The organism is Snodgrassella sp. B3882, from assembly GCF_026535915.1.
In the GTDB taxonomy this organism is placed as follows: domain Bacteria; phylum Pseudomonadota; class Gammaproteobacteria; order Burkholderiales; family Neisseriaceae; genus Snodgrassella.
Genome location: NZ_JAFNPF010000001.1, coordinates 703,329 through 727,004 on the forward strand (window position 1 = coordinate 703,329; position 23,676 = coordinate 727,004).

At 39.6% G+C, this 23,676-nt stretch carries 26 protein-coding genes; 16 read left to right on the top strand and 10 right to left on the bottom strand.

Features of this window, described 5'->3' with window-relative positions; genetic code table 11:
* Window positions 1-257 precede the first annotated feature (257 nt).
* The 4 genes from gloA to pntB all read left to right on the top strand — a co-directional run bounded on the left by gloA (window position 258) and on the right by pntB (window position 4,770).
* Entirely contained in the window at window positions 258-641 is a 384-nt protein-coding gene (gene gloA / locus J3U68_RS03000; protein WP_267374466.1) for a lactoylglutathione lyase, read from the top strand.
* 107 nt (window positions 642-748) lie between these two features.
* Window positions 749-1,033, top strand: coding sequence for a YciI family protein (locus J3U68_RS03005; RefSeq protein ID WP_267374469.1), 285 nt, complete (start codon window positions 749-751; stop codon window positions 1,031-1,033).
* A gap of 806 nt (window positions 1,034-1,839) precedes the next feature.
* Window positions 1,840-3,378 carry a Re/Si-specific NAD(P)(+) transhydrogenase subunit alpha gene (locus tag J3U68_RS03010; RefSeq protein WP_267374471.1) on the top strand — a complete coding sequence of 513 codons (1,539 nt, stop codon included), beginning with the start codon at window positions 1,840-1,842 and terminating at the stop codon, window positions 3,376-3,378.
* Window positions 3,379-3,390: 12 nt separating this feature from the next.
* Entirely contained in the window at window positions 3,391-4,770 is a 1,380-nt protein-coding gene (gene pntB, locus J3U68_RS03015) for a Re/Si-specific NAD(P)(+) transhydrogenase subunit beta (protein WP_267374473.1), read from the top strand.
* A 146-nt stretch (window positions 4,771-4,916) separates the two neighbouring features.
* Here pntB and mog read toward each other — a convergent pair whose 3' ends face one another.
* Window positions 4,917-5,492, bottom strand: a complete 576-nt coding sequence (gene mog, locus J3U68_RS03020; protein ID WP_267374475.1) for a molybdopterin adenylyltransferase — start codon at window positions 5,490-5,492, stop codon at window positions 4,917-4,919.
* A 71-nt stretch (window positions 5,493-5,563) separates the two neighbouring features.
* Between mog and moaC the strand changes: the two genes are divergently transcribed.
* The 3 genes from moaC (at window position 5,564) to J3U68_RS03035 (ending at window position 8,264) form a co-directional block, all read left to right on the top strand.
* Window positions 5,564-6,046, top strand: coding sequence for a cyclic pyranopterin monophosphate synthase MoaC (gene moaC / locus J3U68_RS03025; RefSeq protein WP_267374477.1), 483 nt, complete (start codon window positions 5,564-5,566; stop codon window positions 6,044-6,046).
* 761 nt (window positions 6,047-6,807) lie between these two features.
* A complete protein-coding gene (locus J3U68_RS03030) occupies window positions 6,808-7,560 on the top strand; it encodes an XRE family transcriptional regulator (protein WP_267374479.1) in 753 nt (250 codons plus the stop codon).
* Window positions 7,561-7,934: 374 nt separating this feature from the next.
* Window positions 7,935-8,264, top strand: coding sequence for a four-helix bundle copper-binding protein (locus J3U68_RS03035; protein WP_267374482.1), 330 nt, complete (start codon window positions 7,935-7,937; stop codon window positions 8,262-8,264).
* 135 nt (window positions 8,265-8,399) lie between these two features.
* Here J3U68_RS03035 and dapB read toward each other — a convergent pair whose 3' ends face one another.
* Together dapB and J3U68_RS03045 are read right to left on the bottom strand one after the other, a co-directional pair.
* The gene (gene dapB / locus J3U68_RS03040) at window positions 8,400-9,215 is read right to left on the bottom strand and encodes a 4-hydroxy-tetrahydrodipicolinate reductase (RefSeq protein WP_267374484.1); all 816 of its coding nucleotides are present in this window, start codon (window positions 9,213-9,215) and stop codon (window positions 8,400-8,402) included.
* 3 nt (window positions 9,216-9,218) lie between these two features.
* Window positions 9,219-9,599: an outer membrane protein assembly factor BamE gene (locus J3U68_RS03045; RefSeq protein WP_267374485.1), complete on the bottom strand. Its 381-nt coding sequence runs from the start codon at window positions 9,597-9,599 to the stop codon at window positions 9,219-9,221.
* Between the two features lie 75 nt (window positions 9,600-9,674).
* On the opposite strand from J3U68_RS03045, the gene fur reads away from it, so the two are divergent.
* Genes fur through dapD form a run of 3 tightly spaced genes read left to right on the top strand, consistent with a single transcriptional unit; the run spans window position 9,675 to window position 11,805 of the window.
* A complete protein-coding gene (gene fur, locus J3U68_RS03050) occupies window positions 9,675-10,169 on the top strand; it encodes a ferric iron uptake transcriptional regulator (protein ID WP_323811421.1) in 495 nt (164 codons plus the stop codon).
* A 27-nt stretch (window positions 10,170-10,196) separates the two neighbouring features.
* Window positions 10,197-10,961, top strand: a complete 765-nt coding sequence (gene aat / locus J3U68_RS03055; RefSeq protein ID WP_267374490.1) for a leucyl/phenylalanyl-tRNA--protein transferase — start codon at window positions 10,197-10,199, stop codon at window positions 10,959-10,961.
* Between the two features lie 25 nt (window positions 10,962-10,986).
* Window positions 10,987-11,805 carry a 2,3,4,5-tetrahydropyridine-2,6-dicarboxylate N-succinyltransferase gene (gene dapD / locus J3U68_RS03060; protein ID WP_267374492.1) on the top strand — a complete coding sequence of 273 codons (819 nt, stop codon included), beginning with the start codon at window positions 10,987-10,989 and terminating at the stop codon, window positions 11,803-11,805.
* A gap of 338 nt (window positions 11,806-12,143) precedes the next feature.
* Here the strand turns inward: dapD and J3U68_RS03065 are convergent, their stop codons facing one another.
* The 3 genes from J3U68_RS03065 to J3U68_RS03075 form a co-directional block, all read right to left on the bottom strand.
* Entirely contained in the window at window positions 12,144-12,425 is a 282-nt protein-coding gene (locus tag J3U68_RS03065; RefSeq protein ID WP_267374494.1) for a hypothetical protein, read from the bottom strand.
* Entirely contained in the window at window positions 12,422-12,826 is a 405-nt protein-coding gene (locus J3U68_RS03070; protein WP_267374496.1) for a phage holin family protein, read from the bottom strand. The genes J3U68_RS03065 and J3U68_RS03070 overlap by 4 nt, the downstream gene beginning before the upstream one ends.
* A 77-nt stretch (window positions 12,827-12,903) precedes the next feature.
* Window positions 12,904-13,218 carry a DUF883 family protein gene (locus tag J3U68_RS03075; protein ID WP_267374499.1) on the bottom strand — a complete coding sequence of 105 codons (315 nt, stop codon included), beginning with the start codon at window positions 13,216-13,218 and terminating at the stop codon, window positions 12,904-12,906.
* Between the two features lie 216 nt (window positions 13,219-13,434).
* Between J3U68_RS03075 and J3U68_RS03080 the strand changes: the two genes are divergently transcribed.
* The 6 genes from J3U68_RS03080 to J3U68_RS03105 all read left to right on the top strand — a co-directional run bounded on the left by J3U68_RS03080 (window position 13,435) and on the right by J3U68_RS03105 (window position 20,292).
* Window positions 13,435-14,298, top strand: a complete 864-nt coding sequence (locus J3U68_RS03080; RefSeq protein ID WP_267374501.1) for a phosphoribosylaminoimidazolesuccinocarboxamide synthase — start codon at window positions 13,435-13,437, stop codon at window positions 14,296-14,298.
* Window positions 14,299-14,954: 656 nt separating this feature from the next.
* Window positions 14,955-15,707, top strand: a complete 753-nt coding sequence (locus J3U68_RS03085; protein WP_267374504.1) for an NADPH-dependent oxidoreductase — start codon at window positions 14,955-14,957, stop codon at window positions 15,705-15,707.
* A gap of 853 nt (window positions 15,708-16,560) precedes the next feature.
* Window positions 16,561-17,355, top strand: a complete 795-nt coding sequence (locus tag J3U68_RS03090; RefSeq protein ID WP_267374507.1) for a polyamine aminopropyltransferase — start codon at window positions 16,561-16,563, stop codon at window positions 17,353-17,355.
* 64 nt (window positions 17,356-17,419) lie between these two features.
* On the top strand, window positions 17,420-17,740 hold the full coding sequence (locus J3U68_RS03095) for a (2Fe-2S) ferredoxin domain-containing protein (protein WP_267374509.1): 321 nt from the start codon (window positions 17,420-17,422) through the stop codon (window positions 17,738-17,740).
* Window positions 17,741-17,758: 18 nt separating this feature from the next.
* Complete coding sequence (locus J3U68_RS03100) at window positions 17,759-18,397, top strand: alpha/beta hydrolase (protein ID WP_267374511.1); 639 nt, start codon at window positions 17,759-17,761, stop codon at window positions 18,395-18,397.
* 872 nt (window positions 18,398-19,269) lie between these two features.
* Window positions 19,270-20,292: a capsular polysaccharide synthesis protein gene (locus J3U68_RS03105; protein WP_267374512.1), complete on the top strand. Its 1,023-nt coding sequence runs from the start codon at window positions 19,270-19,272 to the stop codon at window positions 20,290-20,292.
* Between the two features lie 315 nt (window positions 20,293-20,607).
* On the opposite strand, the gene purM is transcribed toward J3U68_RS03105, so the two are convergent.
* The 4 genes from purM to rimM form a co-directional block, all read right to left on the bottom strand.
* Window positions 20,608-21,642 (bottom strand): phosphoribosylformylglycinamidine cyclo-ligase, encoded by a 1,035-nt coding sequence (gene purM, locus J3U68_RS03110; RefSeq protein WP_267374514.1) that lies wholly within the window; start codon window positions 21,640-21,642, stop codon window positions 20,608-20,610.
* Window positions 21,643-22,032: 390 nt separating this feature from the next.
* Window positions 22,033-22,398, bottom strand: coding sequence for a 50S ribosomal protein L19 (gene rplS / locus J3U68_RS03115; RefSeq protein WP_267374516.1), 366 nt, complete (start codon window positions 22,396-22,398; stop codon window positions 22,033-22,035).
* A gap of 13 nt (window positions 22,399-22,411) precedes the next feature.
* Window positions 22,412-23,158 carry a tRNA (guanosine(37)-N1)-methyltransferase TrmD gene (gene trmD, locus J3U68_RS03120; protein ID WP_267374518.1) on the bottom strand — a complete coding sequence of 249 codons (747 nt, stop codon included), beginning with the start codon at window positions 23,156-23,158 and terminating at the stop codon, window positions 22,412-22,414.
* On the bottom strand, window positions 23,158-23,670 hold the full coding sequence (gene rimM, locus J3U68_RS03125; RefSeq protein ID WP_267374520.1) for a ribosome maturation factor RimM: 513 nt from the start codon (window positions 23,668-23,670) through the stop codon (window positions 23,158-23,160). Before rimM ends, trmD begins: the two co-directional genes overlap by 1 nt.
* Window positions 23,671-23,676 lie beyond the last annotated feature (6 nt).

Below are 23,676 nucleotides of genomic sequence, written 5' to 3' on the forward strand. Positions count from 1 at the left end.
CATTGATATCTATGAGAGGGAAAGGTAGTTGATGTAACCACATAGGCTGTGTTGGTTAAAATTAACTCTTGTTGAATCGATTTAGTCAATATATCGTCATTACAATCAGCAGCAGTCTGCATAATAGTTTCATCTTCTGCACGGTTAAAACTTTTGAAATGAATTTTTATTGATATAGTAGGTGAGGAAAATCAAGTAATCGTTCAACTTTGGTTGTATGATATCCTTAATATAAATAAAAGATAAAGGAATACACCATGAGAATGTTACATACTATGTTGCGTGTCACTGATTTGGAAAAATCATTGGCGTTTTATCAGGATGTGTTAGGGATGAAATTACTGCGGCAAGAAGATTTTCCTGGTGGTCGTTTTACCCTAGCTTTTGTCGGCTATGGAGAAGAAGCTGATCACACTGTATTGGAGCTGACCTATAACTGGGATACACATGAGTATGATATGGGCAATGCATATGGGCACATAGCTATTGAAGTAGATGATGCCTATGCTGCCTGTGATGCCGTGCGAGCCAAAGGACAAAAGGTCATTCGTGAAGCTGGGCCGATGCAGCATGGCACTACGGTGATTGCTTTTGTAGAAGATCCAGACGGCTATAAAATAGAGTTCATCCAAAAGTCTTAAATTTACTCAATCACGCTGCGGTAAAATATAAATCGTTAATTTTTAGATCTATATATTCCACTTTGTCGAGATTTATTTTTTGCAGATTAATAAAATTAGGAATTAATATGTTTATTTTTTCTCTTACCTACCTTAAGCCCATTGAGGAAGTAGAAAAATACTTACCGCAGCATTTGGATTATTTAGAACATCATTATCAAACAGGACATTTTATTGCTTCTGGTCGCAAAGTACCCCGTTGTGGAGGTATCATCCTTTGTCGTGGTGAATGTCGTGAACAAGCATTAACAATAATGCAAGAAGATCCGTTTTATGTTCATCAAATTGCACAATACGAGCTGATCGAGTTTACGCCGACGAAATATGCGAAAGAATTTGAAGTATTTATCTGATGACTATCCGCTGGTTAAAAAATTTTTTTATCATATTTACGATAACTTTTAAGCTTAATAATAAGCTATTCTTTGGCTAAATGATGCATACTATGATTAAGTTTGGATATTCAAATTGATGAATGCGCGCTGGCAATTTCTGGATATGCAGTAGAGCAACTGGCTGATACCTGATTAATTATGCTGAATTTTGTTTAAAATTTCTTAAAGATACTGATTAAAAAAAGCAGCAGTGATGACGAAAATTTGGTACTTTTTTTATTTAAAAAAATCATTTGAATAATAAATCAATTCTCACTTGAGGTGTGAATTGTTAGCTTAAATTTCAGTATTTGAAGAGAAATTCTTACATAATAATATCGTAACAAATAAATGGATTTAGCATTCTTCGCCGTCTATTTGATTAAATTGTTAAATTTAAAATAATTTGGTGATTTATTTCAAACATGAATTGATAAATCAACAAACATTCCTTATAGTCTGTTACAGTACTGTTAAAGAGTTTTAAATAGTATACAAATTAAATGCAAAATGTTTTGGATCGGATGCAAGTCGTTGTTATGATGTGTACCGAGTTGGAAATGCAACATTTATTTGATAAAACAAGGTTATACTTGGTTTGATTTAAGGCTTTTTACCTGCTTTGCCTGAATGGAATCTGCAAGATGCTGGCGCAAATGATCGGATTTGATAGCAATGAAATGATTGCTGCATCGGATTGTCTAAAGTTAAAAAGTAATACAAGAATACGCTAACATTTTGATCAGATATTAGTTTAAGTGCATGTCCTTGGGAAAGGAAATTAAATGAAAATAGGTATTCCACGCGAATCTCTAGCTGGTGAGACCAGAGTAGCGGCAACTCCAAAAACCGTTGCTCAACTGATTAAATTAGGTCATGAAGTGGTTGTAGAGCATGATGCCGGGAAAGCAGCTAGCTTGTCTGACGGACTGTATAGTGAGGCTGGCGCAACGGTTACTGATGCAAAAGCTGTATGGGCGTGTCCGGTTCTGTTTAAAGTCAATGCACCGAATATGGAAGAAATCGCCGTTATCCAACCGGGGACAATTCTGGTGAGTTTTATTATGCCGGCTCAGCATCCTGAATTGATCCAGGCGTTGCAGGAAAAAAATATTACGGTAATGGCGATGGATATGGTGCCACGTATTTCTCGGGCACAGGCAATGGATGCTTTGTCATCTATGGCAAATATTAGTGGTTATCGTGCGGTAATTGAAGCGGCTGAAAATTTTGGTCGCTTTTTTACTGGTCAAATCACCGCTGCAGGCAAAGTCCCACCGGCTGAAGTATTGATTATAGGTGCTGGTGTGGCTGGTTTAGCTGCCATCGGTACTGCGCGTCAGTTGGGCGCCATTGTGAACGCGTTTGATACGCGGCCAGAGGTAGCTGATCAAATTGAATCTATGGGCGGTAAATTCTTACATCTGGACTATCAGGAAGAAGAGAGTGGTAGTGGGGATGGATATGCTAAAACGATGAGCCCCGCTTATATTGAAGCAGAAATGAAGTTGTTTGCCGATCAGGCTAAGCAAGTCGATATTATTATTACTACGGCTGCTATTCCGGGAAAACCGGCTCCGAAGTTGATCACTAAGGAGATGGTTGACAGTATGCGGGAAGGTTCGGTAGTGGTGGATCTGGCGGCGGCTACTGGTGGTAACTGTGAATACACGGAAGCAGGAAAAATCATTACTACGCCTAATGGTGTGAAGGTCATTGGCTATACGGATATGGCCAATCGTTTGGCTGGTCAGTCTTCGCAGTTATACGGTACTAATTTGGTTAATCTGGCCAAGTTACTAACGCCGAATAAAGATGGGGAACTGCAGCTGAATTTTGAAGATGTGATTATTCGTAATATGACGGTGACTCATGATGGTAATTTGATGTATCCACCGCCACCGATTCAGGTTTCCGCTGCGCCACAATCTAAAGCGCAGGTTGCACCAGCTCCTGAACCGGCTGCGGCTGCTAAACCTTCTTCTCCTTATACGAAATTGATCTGGGCGGCTGTTGCGGTGATATTAATGATCTGGGTAGGCGCAGTGGCTCCAGTGGCTTTCCTCAATCATTTTATGGTGTTTGTTTTATCTTGTGTGGTTGGTTATTTTGTGGTGTGGAATGTCAGTCATTCGTTACATACGCCGTTGATGTCTGTGACTAATGCGATTTCTGGCATCATTATTGTGGGGGCGTTATTGCAAATCGGGCAGGGGCATGGTTTCGTCTCATTTTTGGCATTTATTGCGGTCGCTATAGTAAGTGTCAATATTTTCGGTGGTTTCGCTGTTACCCGCCGCATGCTCAATATGTTTCGTAAGTAAGGGAGAAGCGTAATGTCTCATGGTATTGTGACAGCGGCATATATTGTTGCTGCGATAATGTTTATTTTGAGTTTGGCAGGTCTTTCTCATCAGGAAAGTGCCAAACGAGGTTGTTATCTTGGTATTGCCGGTATGACGATTGCGTTGCTGGCAACGGTCTTTAGTCAGGACGCACATGGTCTGGGCTGGGTGATTTTGGCAATGATCATTGGTGGTGCTGTTGGTTTGTATCAAGCCAAAAAGGTGGAAATGACCCAAATGCCAGAACTGATTGCTATGTTACACAGTTTTGTCGGACTGGCTGCGGTATTGGTTGGCTTTAATAGTTATATTTACCCGATTGATGTTGCTTATGATATGCACACGATCCATCTGGTTGAAGTGTTTTTAGGGGTGTTTATCGGGGCGGTCACATTCACTGGTTCTCTGGTGGCATGGGGTAAACTTAATGGCAAGATAGCCAGTAAACCGTTGGTGTTGCCTAATCGGCATCTGTTGAATTTAGGCGCGTTGGTGGTGTCTTTATTGTTGTTGTTCTGGTTTGTTGGTGTCGGTGGTTCTACTTTTGCGTTGGTGGTGATGACAATTATTGCGCTGGCATTTGGCTATCATTTGGTTGCCTCTATTGGTGGCGCGGATATGCCGGTGGTGATCTCTATGCTGAACTCTTATTCAGGCTGGGCTGCTGCTGCCGCTGGTTTTATGCTAAATAATGATTTGCTCATTGTGACCGGTGCGCTGGTTGGTTCTTCTGGTGCGATCCTGTCTTACATTATGTGTCAGGCAATGAATCGGAAATTTTTATCGGTTATTGGTGGCGGTTTTGGTTCTGATCCGGTTGCCAGCAGCAGCGACGAAGCGCCAGCTGGTGAAATACAGGAGATTAAGCCGGAAGCTGTGGCAGATATGCTGAAAAATGCCAGCTCTGTGATTATTACCCCTGGATATGGTATGGCCGTAGCACATGCGCAAAATGCGGTTGCCAGTTTGACCAATAAGCTACGCGCACAAGGTGTCAATGTGCGTTTTGGTATTCATCCGGTCGCTGGACGTTTGCCAGGTCACATGAATGTGTTACTGGCAGAGGCTAAGGTGCCTTATGATATTGTGCTGGAAATGGATGAAATCAATGATGACTTTCCGGAAACGGATGTGGTGTTGGTTATTGGCGCCAATGATACGGTTAATCCTGCTGCGGTAACGGATCCGGGTAGCCCAATAGCCGGTATGCCAGTGTTACATGTTTGGGAAGCACAAAATGTGATTGTGTTCAAACGATCTATGAAGTCTGGCTATGCTGGTGTGGACAATCCATTGTTCTATAATGAAAATACGAAGATGTGCTTTGGTGATGCTAAAGCGACTTTGGAAGAAGTGGATAAATACGTGTAATCACTGTTTGTTGTAGAAACAGCCTGTAGAAATACAGGCTGTTTTTTTGTTAGTCGAAAGGTGATGTGATCGGTCAATATGATTTTGATCAATGAACAATGCTCAACCCGATCTTGCTTCACAGTCGAAATGATCAGATGACTGGTTTAGCGTTTGGGACTGACAACCGGACAAAAATGGGCATCTGTTTGAATGAGTGGACCCCCAACAGCATCTACGGCAATGGGAACGGAGGCAAAAATGCCCGGTATCAGGGTTTCGCCGTTACTGTTTTTAACGCCACCAAGGGTTTCTGCAATAGCAGAGGGTTTACCGGGCAGATTTAAAATCAGGCTGTTGCCACGTAATACGCCCACCTGACGTGACAAGATCGCTGTTGGAGTGAAATGTAAGCTGATTTGTCGCATCAGTTCTCCAAAACCTGGTATGACTCGGTCTGCAACAGCTAAGGTCGCTTCAGGAGTGACATCTCGTAGATACGGACCAGTACCACCTGTGGTTAAAATCAACGGACAGCGATCTTCATCAGCTAATCGAATCAATGTGCTTTCGATAAGCGGTTGTTCGTCCGGTATGAGATGTTCGATCATTTCTAAAGGATTGATGACTGCCTGTTGCAGCCATTTTTTTAATTCGGGTAAGCCTTGATCAGGGTAGATGCCAGTTGCAGCACGGTCGCTGATGGATACTAAGCCGATTTTCAATATTTCATTTTTATTCATTGCCGGGGTCTGAGCAGCTAAAAGGGAGTTTATATTGTAATATAGCAGTTTTAGCCTGTCAGTGACGAATGATGAATTCAGAAGAACTAACACATTTCAACGCGCAAGGTGAAGCGCATATGGTTGATGTGGGTGATAAGCAGTACACGAAAAGAGTAGCTGTAGCCAGTGGGCAAATTATGCTAAATGAGATTGCTTATAATAAGGTATTGCATGGTCATAATAAAAAGGGCGATGTTCTGGAAGTGGCGCGTATTGCGGCTATTCAGGCTGCGAAGCAAACCAGCACTCTGATACCATTATGCCATTTGTTGGCGCTGACTCATGTGAATATTTCTTTTACCACGGATGATAATCAGCGTTGTATTACGCTCACTGCGCAAACCGAGACACGAGGACAAACTGGTGTGGAAATGGAAGCTTTGACTGCAGTTAGCGTGGGGTTGTTGACTATTTATGATATGTTGAAAGCGGTTGACCGTAGCATGATGATCTGTAATGTGGCATTGCTGCATAAAGAGGGTGGAAATTCTGGCGTTTGGCAACGTGGATAGCTAATCTAATGACTGTCTGCCAAAGCTGCGGTATGAAAATTATTATGGCATAATTATTGGGTGATTTTATTTAATCTATTATTCCAGATAAATATTTTATTCATTTTGATGCAGTGTTGACAGTCATGAAAACAGAGAAAAATTTGTTTTGATGACTGTAACTTAACTTGCTTTTATCATGTTGGATTAATATTTTGATTTGCAGTGAATTATTTGTTTGTATTAGACATTAGCCGTGGTGAAGTTGATCAGGTTCGTTTGAACGTTAGTCATTGATTTTATATCTATTTATTTTCTCGTTAAGTTTTAATTAATATGCTATGCTGCGATATTATTCATTGCAATTATTTGTGCTATAGTTTAATTTGGAGAGTTGCAGATGATTTGATTGTTTAAGAATCTGTCATTGTTTCCAGATGAGGAGGAAATGGCTAGTTTTGACTGCTTGTTTATGCTGTGATGCTCTTAATCATCACAGTTATAACTTAAGATTGACAAATTTTAAATCCTAACTTTTAAGCCAATTATGGCTTAATTTTATAAATTTAATGTCTAAATTGTAAATAACTTATTTTTTTACTCTTACTTTGAGTTTTTGATAGGTTGAATTATATACCAAAAGTTAAATTTAGCAAGATATTTTTAAATTAAAGTTTAAATTTTGTCAGTTTTATGAAACATAAAAATTAATTTATTGATTGTTAATATTATTTTATTTAACTGATGCTGTGGTGCAGTTTGAATTTTAAGGTTTACAAGATATGGAAGACTTCAATGTCGGCTTTGCAGCAAGAATGCAGGAAGTAGTAAAAATTCTTGGTAGTATTTCGGAATTGTCTCGCAGGGTAGAGGTGGCTTATCCAACAGCTTCCAAGTGGGTTAAAGAAGGGGCGGAACCTAGTACAACAAATCTCATTAAGATTGCGGAAGTTGCTAAGGTAAATTTGTTATGGCTGGCAACGGGTAAGGGACCCAAAACTATTCTGCACGATGATTTGACTACGATTGAGCTTCATCCTGATTTACCTCAGGCTGTCGCCGGACTCAATGAAACTTTGCCGGCTTATGCTGCCAGACTAACTTCGATCAATGTGCATGACTATGCGTTTATTCCGATGTTTTCGCTTGAATCAAGACAAGATTATCAATATGCAGTTGAAGAAAAGTTAACGTGTAATCTGGCATTTAACCGCAATTGGCTGGAAAATAATTTGAATGTGGAGCCCACCAGTTTAAGTACGTTGATTGTCAAAGATGACAGTATGGCCGGAGTTTTGAATGATGGCGATCTTGTCTTGATTAATCTTGCCAAACAAGCTGGAGGTGATGGTTTGTATGTTTTACGCATGGGTAATAATCTGATCATTAAACGTACTCAGCTTTTACCCAATAATAAATTATTGATTACTTCAGCGAATCCCGCTTATGAACCCTTTACGATTGATTTAAATAGCGATCACGGTAATGACATAGAGGTAATTGGTAAAATTGAGTGGTTTGGTCGCAAGGTATGAACTAGTTGGGTGATGAGGATCGGCTTTCGGGTTTGAACTTTTCCGGTTGCTAGAACAGATGAAAAATAGAGGCTATTTGCCTCTATTTTTTTGCATTGACGGTTGTAATGCTTGCAACGCTGAATCTATGGTTGGTTAACCTTGGCTTAATCGCTTTTGTTGGTTGAGCCGAATATGGTTGGATTTAGTGGCGACAAAGCAATGGTGATCAATTGCTTTGCCGTAGTCTTACAGTTTAGTTATTTTGGTTAAAAATTTCATTAAATTATTAATTTACATACCCTTTGATTGCAATGAGCACGTTGGTTTTATAGACTAATTCTGGAAATATGCTTTCAGATCAGAGTATTAAATTTATTATGAGGAGATAAACCATGAATGCCATGCAATTTAAAGAATGTATTGAAGCCTGTAATCGCTGTATTGCTTTATGTCGTTATTGTTCAGTGGCTTGTTTGCGTGAAGATGATGTCAAAATGATGGCAAAATGCATTCATTTGGATATGCAATGTGCAGAAATCTGTACCCTGGCTGTGAATTTTATGTCTCTGGATAGTCCATTTGTGATGGACGTATGTAAGTTATGTGCCCAAATTTGTCGTGCCTGTGCTCAAGAATGTGGAAAATACGATATGGATCATTGTCAGCATTGCGCTAAGGCTTGCAATGAATGTGCAGAAAAATGCGATGCGATGGCTGCCTAATTAGTTCTGATATGGTTGATTGTATTAGTCCAGTTTTACTTGCTTATGGTTTGGCAAGTTTTGGACAAAACAGCAAGGATTAAATGGATAAAATGAAGGCTAGCTGTATGCTAGCCTTCATTGTATAGATTGAATTTATTTAAGATTAAGTACGTCTTGCATGTCATACAGACCGCGATCATGTTGTTTTAGCCAAACAGCAGCGCGTACCGCACCATTGGCGAAGGTGGCACGACTGGAAGCTTTATGACTGATTTCAACACGTTCACCATCAGTGGCAAATAAGGCGGTATGATCGCCAACGATATCGCCAGCACGAATGGTGGAGAAACCAATAGTTTGCGGATCTCTGGCGCCAGTATGCCCTTCACGGCCATAAACGGCACATTTTTTCAGATCTCGTCCTAAAGCTTGAGCAATGACTTCACCCATGCGCAGGGCGGTACCGGATGGTGCATCAACTTTATGACGATGGTGTGCTTCGACGATTTCAATGTCGTAATTTTCATTCAAAACGCGTGCAGCTGTATCCAATAAGGCAAAAGTCAGGTTAACGCCAACGCTGAAATTTGGGGCAAATACGATGGGGATTTGTTTGGCTGCGGCAGCAATGCGCTGTTTACCCGCCTCATCAAAACCCGTTGTACCGATGACATCTTTAACCCCAAGGCGCTCACAGATGGCTAAATTATTTAGGGTTGCTTCGGGGCGACTAAAGTCAATCAGTACATCTGTGTTGTCTAAGACTTTTTCCGGACTATCGCTAATGCTCACGCCCAAATCCATGCCAAGGGCAAAGCCTGCATCTTGTCCGATTGCCGGTGATCCTACGCGCTCTATGGCGCCGCTAAGAATACAATCTGGTCTTTGGCAAATACTTTGGATTAATGCCCGCCCCATGCGACCGTTGGCACCAGCGACGGCTATTTTCAGACGAGATGAGGTATTCATTGTTTATTTCTCCCTTGAGCTGGTTGCATCTGTAATAACAGGTTGTGCTACAGGTAGTGCATCTCCTTCTGCATGAACCAGTTTACCCTCATTATCAAAATAAAGGGTTAATTTTTTTTCTTCTTTTATGTGATTAGCGCGGGAAACGACAAATATATAGTCCCAACGATTGGCATGAAATGGATCGCGTAATAATGGCGTTCCCAGTCGCATTTGAACCTGTTCACGACTCATTCCCGGCTGAAGGGTATTTAGAATAGTTTGATCCAGTTCATTACCCTGAACAATTTCCAGTTTATAGGAAGGGATCTGAGCGAGTTTGGCGGTTGAGCAGGCACTCAAACCAACAACAGCCACTGCCAATAGGCAGAAAATCTTTTTCATACGCATACCTCAAGGATAGGGTAAACAAACTGCAAGCTTAATGGCAGTATAGCAGTATATAAGTAGAATAGTGTGGTGGGCAATTGCTTTAAAATTGCGTATTATAACGAGTATTATCATCAAGTGGTAAATTTAGGCATCATGAATAATAATATCGCTCAATTAAAAGATAACGGTCTGAAGGTAACTGGACCACGTTTAAAAATTCTGGAATTGTTTGAAGCTCGACCAGAGCAGCACATGAGTGCGGAGGATGTTTATCGTCTTTTGCTCGATGAAGGGGTGGAAATCGGCGTTGCCACTATCTACCGAGTGTTGACTCAGTTTGAACAAGCCAATATTTTATTACGTCATCATTTCGAAAGTGGTAAAGCCGTTTATGAATTAAACCGTGGCGATCATCATGATCATCTGGTGTGTATCAAATGCGGTAAGGTGACTGAATTTTGTAGTGATGAAATTGAAAAACTGCAAAAGAAGATTGCGGATGACAATGGTTATCGCATTGTAGATCATGCTTTGTACATGTACGGCGTATGTGGTGAATGTCAGGGTACTGAGCGCGCTTAACTTTGGCTTAATAAACTAAGGCACGGTATGCAAATTCAATGGGCGGATATTGATCTGGATAGTTGCTGTCTGGATTTTCCGAATGTGATCGAGGCACATAACGAGCGGGATGGGTTGGTCGCTATAGGTGGTGATTTAACACCGCAACGTTTGCTGTCTGCATACCGGCAGGGAATTTTTCCTTGGTACGATGAAGATAAGCCTATTATGTGGTGGTCATTTCCCCAACGCATGGTGTTGATTCCATCCCAGTTGAAGGTGAGCCGCTCTTTGGCCAAAAGCCTGCGGAATAAATGTTATGCAGTAACGGTTAATTATGCTTTTGATCGGGTGATCGCTGCTTGTGCGGCTACGTTTCGAGCAGGACAAAATGGTACTTGGCTGTTACCGGAAATGCAGGATGCTTATCGTCAGCTGCATCGGCAGGCAAATGCGTGTTCATTTGAATGTTGGTATTTGGATGAAGACGGGCAGGTTTATCTGGCTGGCGGTCTATACGGTGTTTTGTTGGGGCAAATATTTTATGGCGAATCAATGTTTGCTCTGGCTACTGATGCATCTAAAATCGCTTTTGTGCATGCTGTGCGTTATTTACAGCGACTTGGTGTCCCCATGATTGATTGCCAGGTCTATTCTCAACATCTAGCCAGTCTTGGTGCAGCTGAAATCGCACATGAAGATTTTATGGCTTATTTGCAACAATTCAATTGCCGCTCTCTTTCCGAAACGGTAACGGCACAAATACTGGTCAAACAGGGTGTCGAACCCTTGAGTGCAGACCATTTGCTTTGAATCATTAATTCTTTAGGATACTTCTATGTCTTTACAACAAATAATTGAATCTTCTTTTGAAAATCGTGCCGATATAACGCCAACTTCGGTAAGTGCTGAAGTAAAAGAAGCAGTGCAGGAAACATTACACCAACTTGATAACGGTTCCATTCGGGTAGCTGAGAAAGTTGGAAATGGGTGGCAGGTTAATGAATGGGTGAAAAAAGCTGTACTGTTATCGTTCAGACTAAGTGATAACGTGGTCACCGATGATGGTGTTAACCGCTATTTTGATAAAGTTGCTACCAAGTTTGCCGGCTGGCAAACCACTGATTTTCAACAAGCTGGTTTTCGTGCAGTTCCCGGTGCAGTGGTGCGTGCCGGCAGTTATATTGGTAAAAATGTGGTGCTCATGCCTTCATTTGTCAATATTGGTGCCTTCGTTGATGAAGGAACCATGGTTGATACTTGGGCGACAGTTGGTTCTTGTGCTCAAATAGGTAAACATGTTCATTTGAGTGGTGGTGTCGGCATTGGTGGGGTATTGGAACCGCTACAGGCGGCGCCAACAATCATTGAAGATCACTGCTTTATTGGCGCGCGTTCGGAAATTGTTGAGGGCGTGATTGTGGAAGAGGGAAGTGTCATTTCTATGGGCGTGTACATTGGCCAATCCACCAAAATTTATGATCGTGAAACTGGTGAAATCAGCTATGGACGAATTCCTGCTGGTTCGGTGGTGGTTTCAGGTAGTTTGCCGAGTAAAGATGGTAGTCATAGTTTATATTGCGCAGTGATCGTTAAAAAAGTTGATGCCAAAACCCGAGCTAAAACTGGGGTAAATGAGCTGCTACGCGGAATTTAATCTTGCACTTCAACAAACCTCTTATCTTCTTAAGAGGTTTGTATAATCAAAACAATTTTATATTAGTCTGTGAAAAGTTCACTGTTTTGAAAATAGGCGCTAATTGTTGGCATAATTAAATGGTGATTTGTTTTCAGAAATGTACAGGCTCTGATTTCGTGTACTATAAATCTATACAATCGGCACTCATCTCTTCCATGATATTGCCAGTCTGAAAAAAACCTCCGCGGAGGTTTTTTGATTGTTTACAATTTAAACAATGAAATTACTCAATCCATTCATTAAGATTGAACACAAATATTATTTTATCCTCATTTAGCTGTGTGTAGTCGTTGTCGTTAACGGCGAGTCAGTTTACGGCTGATCAGGGACGCGGTGATCAATACAGCACCAACCAAAAGTTTATTGCGTAAACGCTTCGGCTTGCTGGCCATTTTCAAGGCCAAACCATCCAGCGGAATTTTTTCAGCTAAGGCTAAGGATTTTTGCCAAAGTTTGGAGTTGGGTTGAATTTTGTGTTTACTTAACTGTTCTGCTATTAATTTCAAACGAGCACCTTGCGCCTGTAAATTAAGCAATTCCCGTTGTTGGGACGGCGTCAGTTTTTCTTTAATACTCATTGGTCATGCTCCTTGTCTTCATGGCTATGCTTCAGAAAACTGATATCTTCTTCGATGGCATTCAGGGTTGCGGTCATAAAATGGTTTTGTTTGCGCCAGAGTTTGATGATGATCACTAGGAAAATCAGGATCATCAGCATAAAAAAACCGGCCAGTCCAAAGAAAGTCCACATTTTGGCCTGCGGGGTTAATACAACATTCAACCCAAATAGTAAGGTGATAAAGCCCAGAAAGAAAAATACACCTGTAAAAATCAATATGGAAATCAATAAAATGATGCTTTTAATTTGGTCGATTGCATCCAGTCGCAGCATACGCGCTCGAATCCACATCAACTCACTTCCGTAAGTCAGAAAGATTTTTAACTGACGAAGGTTACGTCGAAAGTTACCAATGCTCATGCTTTCGTCCATCAATGATTAAATAAGATTCAGGCAATCCTTGCGGAATTTGCCTGAAAAATGGAATGGCGAAACAATCAGTTGCGACCGCGACCAATCAGGATGCCGGCAACAAAACCCACTGCAGCTGCAATTCCGATCGCATAGTAGGGTTGTTCACGTACCATTTCATCTGTACGTTCAGCAGTAGCACGTGCTTTATCGACTAAGGTTTCTTCCAGGTCACTCATCTTGGATTTGGTTTTGCTCAATCGGTCTTGAAGGCGGGCTTTTAATTCTTTGCCCTTTTCACTGCCATCATTACCGGCATTTGCATACAATTCTTCCACTTCATCCAACACTGAACGAACTTCTTTCATTAAATCTTTTTTTTGAGATTCAAAATCAGCCATAAAATTCTCCTTCAATGACATGTAAAAATGAAAATTGCAACCAGACATTAAACTAACTGAAATGGTTGTGAATATCATGCCTAAACAACTCTGATTTCAGTTAAAATGTTTCCTGATTGTGACAATGTTCACTACTTAATGACTACCATAGCACAAGGATGTGCATTTGCACAGATACCTAAAATGGGCAATTGTTGACTTACAGAATGGTGAATTATGAATAAACTGGCGCTGAACAAAATATATTCAGGCAAAGTACGAGATTTATATGCGATAGACGAGAACAGATTGCTGATGGTGGCCACGGATCGCTTATCCGCTTTTGATGTAATTTTACCTGAACCGATAACAGGTAAAGGTGAAATACTGACACAAATTTCGAATTTTTGGTTTAAAAAACTGCAATATATCATGCCTAATCAATTTACAGGCGAAACAGTTTATGATGTTTTACCCCCTCAACAAGCTAATGAATTGGCTAAACGAGCTGTCGTAGTGAAAAAGCTTAAGCCGTTAAAAATAGAGGCGATTGTTCGTGGTTATCTTTCAGGCAGTGGCTGGCGGGATTATCAGCAAACCGGATCAATTTGTGGTATCAGTTTGCCGGCTGGATTACAAGAAGCAGAAAAACTGTCAGCGGCCATTTTTACTCCATCAAGCAAAGCTGCAGTTGGGGATCATGATGAAAACATCACTCATGAAACCTGTGCCCATTTATTGGGCGAAGACTTATTCGCACAAGTACAAAATAAAGCCATTGAACTATATACAGCGGCCGCGGATTATGCGTTAAGTAAAGGAATCATCATAGCAGATACTAAATTTGAATTTGGTCTTGATGCTGAGGGTACCTTAACATTGATGGATGAGGTTCTCACACCTGATTCCAGCCGTTTCTGGGCAGTTGAAAATTATCGTGTAGGTAGCAACCCGCCATCGTTTGATAAACAGTTTATTCGAGATTGGCTTATGGAAAGTGGATGGAACAAACAGCCACCAGCACCTCATATCCCCGCCGAAATTATTGCCAAAACTTTGGCTAAATATGAAGAGGCTTTAGATCGACTCACTGCACAATAAACCCAATCAGATGAAGTGTTTCGGTCTTATATCCTTTAATCGTGTGGTGATTTATTTTGCCTTGCGTATTGCCAAAGTGAGCTGAAGCACAGAATAATTCATTACATCGTAAATAATCTAAATTAAGTAGATGGGTTTATAGAGCTACGCGTGGATAAGATTGTGTTCGAGTTTTATTTGCTAGCAAAGAATTAGAAAATTTATACTACATTTCAATTGAAAATTTTTTGCTTATGAATTTGAATCAATCGCCAGACAGATTTCAATTATTCAGAAATATTTGAAACTCAGTTGTGGTTTATCTAAGTTATCAATCAATTACTCATTTAGCTGCATAAAGGATACATGATATCGTGTTTAAGTGACGGTATAAGCTGTAACAAGCAACTTATATTAAGCTTGTTGAATATTGTTTATGTCTTTGTATTTGTTTTTGTATCCTGATTTATGTATGATTTAACGATCGAAATCGGCATATTTTTAGATATTTTTAAGTGTTTTACAGGCTCGGCGATTATCTGTCATTAGCCAGTTGATTTGCAGATTAACGAAAAGAAGCGTTGCTAGACAAAACAGATTGCCGGAATTCAAAAACGCTTTGATGAAATGACACAGTTTATTGAACTAACTCTTTTTAATCACTCTGAAAGAGAATGATGAATAAGTTGACTACCACCGAACAATTCTTGTTACAGCGGCGCACAGTACGCCATTTTAAGGATAAGACGCTCAGTCAGGAGCAATATCAGCGATTGTTGGAAGTGGCGCGTCAAGCACCTACTTCAAATTTTTTACAACAATGTTCCATGATCAGAGTGACAGATGTTGAAAAACGAGAACGTATCAGAAATATCTGTCAGCAAAAATATGTCGGCGCTTATGGTGATTTGATTATTTTTGTGGTTGATTTATATCGTAATCATCGTATCCGTGCTCAATTGGGATTAGCAGATGATGGTTTAGCTTCAACCGATGCTTTTATTCAGGGAATAGAGGACACCATTATCGCTGCGCAGAGTGTGGTGATGGCAGCCGAAAGTATGGGGCTCGCAAGTGTCTATCTGGGCAGTATTCAGAACGATGTCCGTCCTATAATTCAAATACTGAATTTGCCCAAATTGACCTTCCCGCTGGTTGGCTTACAGATTGGTGAACCAGATCAAGTTCCTGAACTAAAACCTCGTATGCCATTAACTCTTCGATCATTTGAAAATAGTTACGAAGATGTATTTGATTTAAACCATTTTGCTGAATATGATGCAACTGTTAAAACCTATTACGATTTACGCGATCGCAGTAAGCATGTTGATTCATTTACCCAACAAATAGCCAGTAAATTGTCACAGAGTCATTTCAAGCGGGATGATATTGCAGCAGTCATTAAAGAGCAGGGTTTTTGTCAGTACTAGATCTTAAATACCGCTAAACGAGCCTCACTTATTTGGGTTAAGCCCAAACAGATTGGTGAGGCTTTTAAAATGAGTTGTCCTTTCTTGTGGCTAAACGAATATGAAAAATAATGACTGAAGGAAATTACTGACTATTGATGGTGAAGGTCATTTTTTTAAAAGGGGGTCTTTGAGAGTAAGAGAGTTTCGTTGGTGGATTTAAACCATTTCCACAATTAAGGAAATAAAGAATATTGATGGGCAGTAAAATGTTTTAAAGATTTACCAACAGCTGTATTGGTTTTTTTATAGGATGATCATTCTGTTGTGAATGATTAGATTTCAATACTCTTGAATAAAAGGATAGAGTTTAAATGTGATCATTACGTTTAAGTCATTTTGCTTACTGAGTATTAACCCAAAAAACAAGCTACTTTAGTAAAAAATAGCTTGTAGCAAAAATTGGGGTAATTAGAAGTGACCTACAATACGACTTGTGCGATCAAAGTACGCTGGTTGGTTCTTTGCTCAAGCAACAGTCAGTAAATAATCGCCTAATCATTTTCAAGCAAAATGATAAAACTGTAGCCATCAAAGAACTGGGTTTTTAATACTATAAATGATAAAAAAACCTTTATAATGCAGCTCCACAAGCCTCACACCAAGTTTGGTTAAGTTCAGACTCGCCGGTGAGGCTTTTACTAATGAGTTGTGCTTATTTGTTGCTAATATGCACATCATCAAACTCAACCTTGCTGGGTATAGTTTGATGGCATGTGCACTGAAGCGCTAAATAAATTTGCAACTAGTTAATACTAATCAAAATTTTTTGCGTTGATTAAGTTATTTTTGTTATCAGCTGATGAAAGCCACCATGCCACAACATCCGTATCGCCGTTTACGTCCTGCACGCCATGAATTACCGGAAGTAGGGATATCTGAATCTGGCAACATCCGTTCCTTACATCTGGGTACACCGACTATCCAAAGTTCGATGAATGTCGATAATCCAGCTGAGCTGGTATTGTCATACAGTCGCGCTATGATGGCATGGTTATTATTTGTTGAGCATTTGCCTCAACATATTCTACAGATCGGGTTGGGGGGTGGTTCTTTTGCCCGTTGGATAGATGCTTATTTACCCGATACCCGTCAAACTGCGGTTGACATCAATCCTCAAGTAATCAGTATTGCTCGTAGTATGTTTGAACTGCCGTTTGAAGGAGATAAATTTGAAATTATCGAAGATGATGGCGCCGAATATATTAAAGTTTTACGTGCCAATACCGATATTATTTTGGTAGATGGTTTTGATGGTGAACAGATTATCGATAGTCTGGTTGCTGAACCTTTTTTTGCTGATTGTCGGCAAGCATTAAATGAGCAAGGTATTTTTGTAACCAATTGGTGGCATGGCGATAAACGATTTCCTACTTTTGTTCGTCGTTTACAAGAAGTATTTGAAAACCGTGTGTTAATGGTGCCGGCCGAAACTCATGGCAATATTGCGGTATTGGCTTTTCAGCAACCCCCGTTAATGCGAGACTGGGATAAACTGAAAAAACGGGCTCAGCAACGGGCAGAACAGTTTCATTTAGATTTGCCAGCTATGTTGGCTGCAGTTAAAGCCATGCAGCAGCACAATAATCGTTCGCTAACATTCAATTAAATTTTATACGGGTTTAAATAGTTTGTCTGGTTTGCGAACCAATCGAATCAGAAAAGGAAAATTTGTGAGTTATTTTGCTAAACACCTTTTTATCTGTACCAATCGTCGCGATAATCCTTGTCGTCAAAGTTGTGGTGATGATAACGTGGGTGCTGATGCAGTTGACTATCTCAAAAGTCGTGCTAAAGCCATGGGATTGATGGGAGCAGGTAAATTACGCATCAGTAGTGCCGGTTGCCTTGGACGCTGTGACGAAGGTCCTGTGATGGTACTGTATCCACAGGCGCGCTGGTATACTTATGTGGATGATAGTGATTTGCAAGAAATACTTGATGAAGAACTGGCTAATGATCGTGTGGTTACACGTCTGCTGCTAGACAAATAAAACTGAGTGAGTAAATTGATGCTAAAAAAACAACCTAATATATGGGTTAATGGACCAGTAGGAAAACTTGAAACCATTTATCTGAGCGCACAAGGTGCAGCACGTGGCGTGGCCGTGATTAACCATCCTAATCCGCTACAAGGTGGCTTAAATACCAATAAAGTCGTGCAAACAGCAGCCAAAGCCTTGACCGAACTTGGCTTTCATTGTTATTTGCCTAATCTACGTGGAGTAGGTAACAGTGATGGTGAGCATGATTATGGGCGCGGTGAAGTAGCCGATTGTTTGGCTGTAGTTGATTTTGCGCGTCAACAACATCCAGATGCGCAAAAACTGGTCATTGCTGGTTTTTCATTTGGTGGTTATGTTTCTCTTTTTAGTGCACTAACTGCTCGTCCTGATGCACTACTTTTATTAGGTCCTGCAATTGGGATGTATACAATTGACGTTCCGCAGGCTTATAACCCAGCGACAACCTTATTGATCCACGGCGAAAAAGACGAAGTTGTTCCAATTGAAAACAGTTTAAAATGGGCAGAAAGTCAGGATATGCCTGTCGTGGTCATTCCAGGCTCAGGACACTTTTTTCATGGAAAATTGATTGTCTTACGTCAGTGGATTGAACGTTTGTTTCCAGCCTTGCTGAAAAATGAATAACTTCTTTATTTATAAATGATTCATTTTAAGTTGTCAAAATAGCAATATTTTTTTGATAAACCGAACTAATTGATTGTAAATAGAACATGCTATTTAGAGGACACTTTTTTGGAACAGAATATTAAAAAAATGAAGGTTTCAAAAAAGTGTTTTTCTCAAATATGTCTGCATTCAAAACAAGTTAGCTATTCTTCTAGCAACATCCAGAAACAGTACTTTAGCGAAGTATAATTCTAAAATAATGGTCCTGTAACAGAAAATTCTTGGTATGGAATGTATTTTATATGATATTAAAAATATCATATAGATAAATATGTATTCATCTCTGATTGTTGTAAAGATGGAGAAAGTAATAAAATAAACAATAGTTTATTGTTGCTTTGAGAAATCTAATTTAACATTATAGGGTTAAATTTGGTTTGTTAAAACTGGTAGAATCTAGCAATAAAATAGATAGGTATTGCAGATTATAAGCGGATATAAATTGAAGTTTTTAAATACAAAAAAAACAATAATGGTAATCGACAAGACGAATTAGAATGAAGCATTACTCTTAACCGTTTAAAATCATCAAAAATATCTGGAAAAGTCAAGACACACAAAAATATAAACTATTGATATATCCTATATATACAGTGGTATAGATTGACAACAATTTAACCAGTGATTAATATAACTTTACTATGTAAAATGGAAAAAAATGGTAGCTCTAAAGGTTTTAAGTAATTTTGATTATAGCCATACTGACACTTTATACTCATTTTTGCCGGTTTGAATTGCAGTACTACAGATCGTTAAAAATTTAAAAGTTTTCACTTAGACAGTTTTATGCTAATTTGATGTTATATGGCAAATTTTATAATACCGATTCAATGAATTCACAAATTAAAAATATTAATTCTGATTTACCCACCTTGTTTTCAAAAAATACACGTTGGAATTCTTTCGTCAGCACGATGAATTTACAACCATGGCGCATATTCTATTTTGGATTAGTGCCTAAAAAAATTAGAAAAAAAGTAGCTCTCAAAGCAGATATTGAACTACAAAAACAGATGGCTAAAGCATCAAAAAATTTTTTGAATCTTTATTTAAATGGTAGTTTAGAAAAATTCAATCTTAAGGCAAAAAAAACATTAAATACAAATAAAATTATCTGGCAATATTGGGGTCAAGGTGTTGATGATAAAACATTGCCTGAAACTGTGAAAATCTGTTTTAACTCTGTCGATAAGTATAAAAAGGATTATCAAATAATCAGACTGGATGATACAACTATTCATGAATATTTAGACTTACCTGAATTTATTTTTGAAAAAAGACTAAACAAAGAATTTAAACATGTTTTCTTTTCCGATTTGCTAAGATTAGCCCTACTGGATACATATGGTGGTATTTGGATGGATGCTACTATTTTGTTGACCAATCCTATACCTGAAAACGTGGCCAATATGAATTTTTTTGTTTTTCAGCGTGATGAAAATGCTTTAGATAAAGCTTATTTTGAAACATATGATCCTTTATATTTCGGTTGGCATAATTCTCATTATGTAAATATTTTAAGTAGCTTTATGGTGGGTAAAAGAAAAAATGAGGTTATACATACATGGCTGGATTTATTGTTAAATTTTTGGAAAACGCAAACTTCAATAAAACATTATTTCTTTTTTCAAATAATATTTCATGAATTAATTCATCATAAAGATTTTGAGAAAAAAAATTGTACGGTGAAAGATGATACATTAGTTCATCTTTTGCAAACCAAAATGCATGAAATTTATGATGCTGAAGAATTTGCACAAATTCAACAAAGAACGAGTATTCATAAATTAAGGTATGTTAAAAATACTGTACCAGGATCATATTATGATCATGTGAAAAAAATATATCTATAATATAACTTTATATCTTTATTCAAAGTTAATATCATTTTAAAAATATCTAAAATGGTAAAACCTTATATGGCTTATTATATTATCTGAACGATTATAGAAATAATTAAATAATGAAGAAAAAAGATCTTCAGTTTAAAAGCTAACAAAAGCATAAAACGAATATTCAAAACATGATTTAAACCTGTAAAAGTATCATATTTCAAAAATTCAAAGATTTTATAATATTCATTCTCTTAAACTTCTGGATGTAAATAAAGCCCTATTCTAAATATTTTGCGTAGGGCTTTGTAATTTTTTTAGGACATTTATTATCTATCAATTTATCTGTGTCTGGTGCTCATCTCCATGACGGGGACGGATGTAACCGAGTTGATACACAGTTTCGCCCTGTTGTTGTAAAAATAGCTTGATAGCTTCTGCTTCTGTAGCGTCTACAATGATCACCATGCCAATACCGCAGTTGAAAGTGCGATACATCTCTTGTGTAGTGACATTACCCGCCTGTTGCAACCACTGAAACAATGCAGGCATTGACCAAGAGTGGGCATCAATAGCAGCCACGGTATTCTCGGGCAAAATGCGAGGTACATTTTCGCTGATGCCTCCGCCTGTTATGTGTGCCATCCCTTTAATGCTGAATTGCTTGAGTGCAGCCAGTATGGGTTTTACGTATAGGCGGGTAGGAGCAATAATGGCTTCACGCAGTGTTTGACCATTGGCAAATTCGGCATCCAGATCAGGGTTGGCGCGTGCGAGAATTTGCCGCACCAGCGAATACCCATTGGAGTGAATACCATTCGACGCCAATCCAAGAACAATATCTCCGGCTACGATGTTACGCCCGTTAATGACTTGTTCTTTCTCCACTACACCAACGGCAAATCCGGCCAGATCATATTCTCCTTGAGGATACATGCCAGGCATCTCAGCAGTTTCACCGCCGATTAAAGCGCAACCAGACTGTTCACAGCCGGCTGCGATCCCTTTTATCACTAATGTTGCCTGTTCAACATCCAGCTTGCCACATGCAAAATAATCCAGAAAAAAAAGTGGCTCAGCACCTTGTACTAAAATGTCGTTGACACTCATTGCTACCAGATCAATGCCTATGGTGTCATGCTTATTCCATTCTACAGCCAGTTTTAATTTTGTACCTACGCCATCTGTTCCAGAGACAAGTACAGGATGACGATATTTTTGACTGATTTCCACCAAGGCACCAAACCCGCCTAAATTACCCAAAACCTCTGGTCGCATGGTACGTTGGGCGAAGGGTTTAATTTTTTCAACCAGTGAATCACCAGCATCAATATCAACACCGGCATCACGATAACTTAGGGACTGGCTCATTATTGTTGCTTCCTTTGCGTAAAATGAGGCACTAAGAATAAATCAAAACTTGTCTAGTTTAACATTATTCAATATCCACCGCTGTTGATTTGTGTCGTTTGCGGAAGAAAAAAGTTTCTGTTGTTAATATAAGGCGTGATATTAGTCAAAATCCTCTTTTCGGTATGTTGCCTTTGATCAGTGGCATTTAATCATTAGTTTGATTGGAAAGTATTTGTGGGAATATAGAAATTGTCAGGGTTGGAACAATAGCGATAAATCCATAAGCTAATCATTTGGGAAGATGCTTGACTAAGCTAATTGTATCTTGTAATAAGATTTATTAAAAAAGCCAGATCAGATGATCTGGCTTTTATCAGGCTAATGAATAATAGCCGAACAAAGAAATGCTTAGGCTTTGCGAGCTGGCAATTTTTCGCGAATGCGAGCTTTTTTACCAGTCAGACCACGCAGGTAATACAGCTTAGCACGACGTACATCACCGCGACGTTTCACTTCGATTTTTTCAACGGCTGGAGAGTATAACTGGAATGTACGTTCTACACCTTCACCGCTAGAAATTTTACGTACGATGAAGTTGCTGTTTAGACCACGGTTACGACGGGCGATAACAATGCCTTCGTAGGCCTGTAAACGGGTACGACTGCCTTCAGTAACACGTACTGAAACAACCACGGTATCACCTGGTGCAAAAGCAGGGATGTCTTTGTTCAGGCGAGCAATTTCTTCCTGCTCTAATTGTTGAATCAAGTTCATTTCATATTTCCTGTTATGATGGGATTTCCCGTTCCTCTTGTCTGATTTGCTGCAAGAGACTGGATTCCTCTGGGGTTAATTCACGATCAACCAGTAAATCTGGACGTCGTGTTAAAGTGCGCTTAAGCGATTGGGTTAACCGCCATTGCGCGATTAAAGCATGATTCCCACTGCGTAACACGTCGGGTACGGTCTGCTGACGAAATTCTACCGGACGAGTGTAATGCGGGCAATCTAATAAACCGTTAACAAATGAATCTTCTACTGCTGAGCGTTGATCACCGAGTGTACCAGGTAATAAGCGGATAACCGCATCCATCAACATCATGGCGGGTAACTCACCGCCCGATACCACAAAATCACCAATACTGATTTCTGTAATATCATTACTGGTGAGGATACGTTCATCTATACCCTCATAACGACCGCACAAAACAATAAGGGCTGACTCTTGTGCCAGACTCACTGCTCGAGTGTGGGTAAGTGGTTTACCCTGCGGACTCATGTAGATCAGCTTTCCTTGTGGACAAGTCTGTCTGGCTGCATCAATGGCTGATTGTAATGGTGGTGCCATCATAATCATGCCTGGACCACCGCCAAAGGGGCGATCATCGATATAGCCTAAAGGGTTATCAGCATACTGACGTGGATTGATGGCACTAAATTGCCACCGACCATGCTGTAATGCTCTTCCAGTTACGCCGCTGCCCGTTAGGGCAGTAAACATTTCTGGAAACAGGGTAATGACCTGAATGTGCATTAATAGTCACTGCCCCAGTCAACGCAGATATTTTTTTGTGCCAGATTGACTTCAATAATATATTGCGCAACAAACGGAATCAGCTTACGACCATAAGTGCCGTCAACTACCAATACATCGTGGGCACCCGTATCCATCAACGAGCTGATTGTGCCTAGATTCAGTTGTTCACGATTGTAAACGGTTAAACCTACTAAATCAGCCCAGTAATATTCATCGTCTTCGGTTTCGGCAAATGAGGCGCGATCAATTTCGATGGTATAGCCACGCAGTAATGCAGCTGCATCACGATCGGCTATGCCTTCAAATCTGACCAGTAATTCTTCGCCGTTAATTTTACTTTCGGCTACAGTTACGGTCTGTGTCTGACCGTCTTTGCTCAGCTGCCATTGTGGAAAATCCAATAAACTATCGGTATATTCAGTATCGGTATGGATCTTTACCCATCCTTTGACACCAAATACGCCTTTAATATAGCCCATTGCCACCCATTGGCACTGTGTCGTATTCATCGTTAT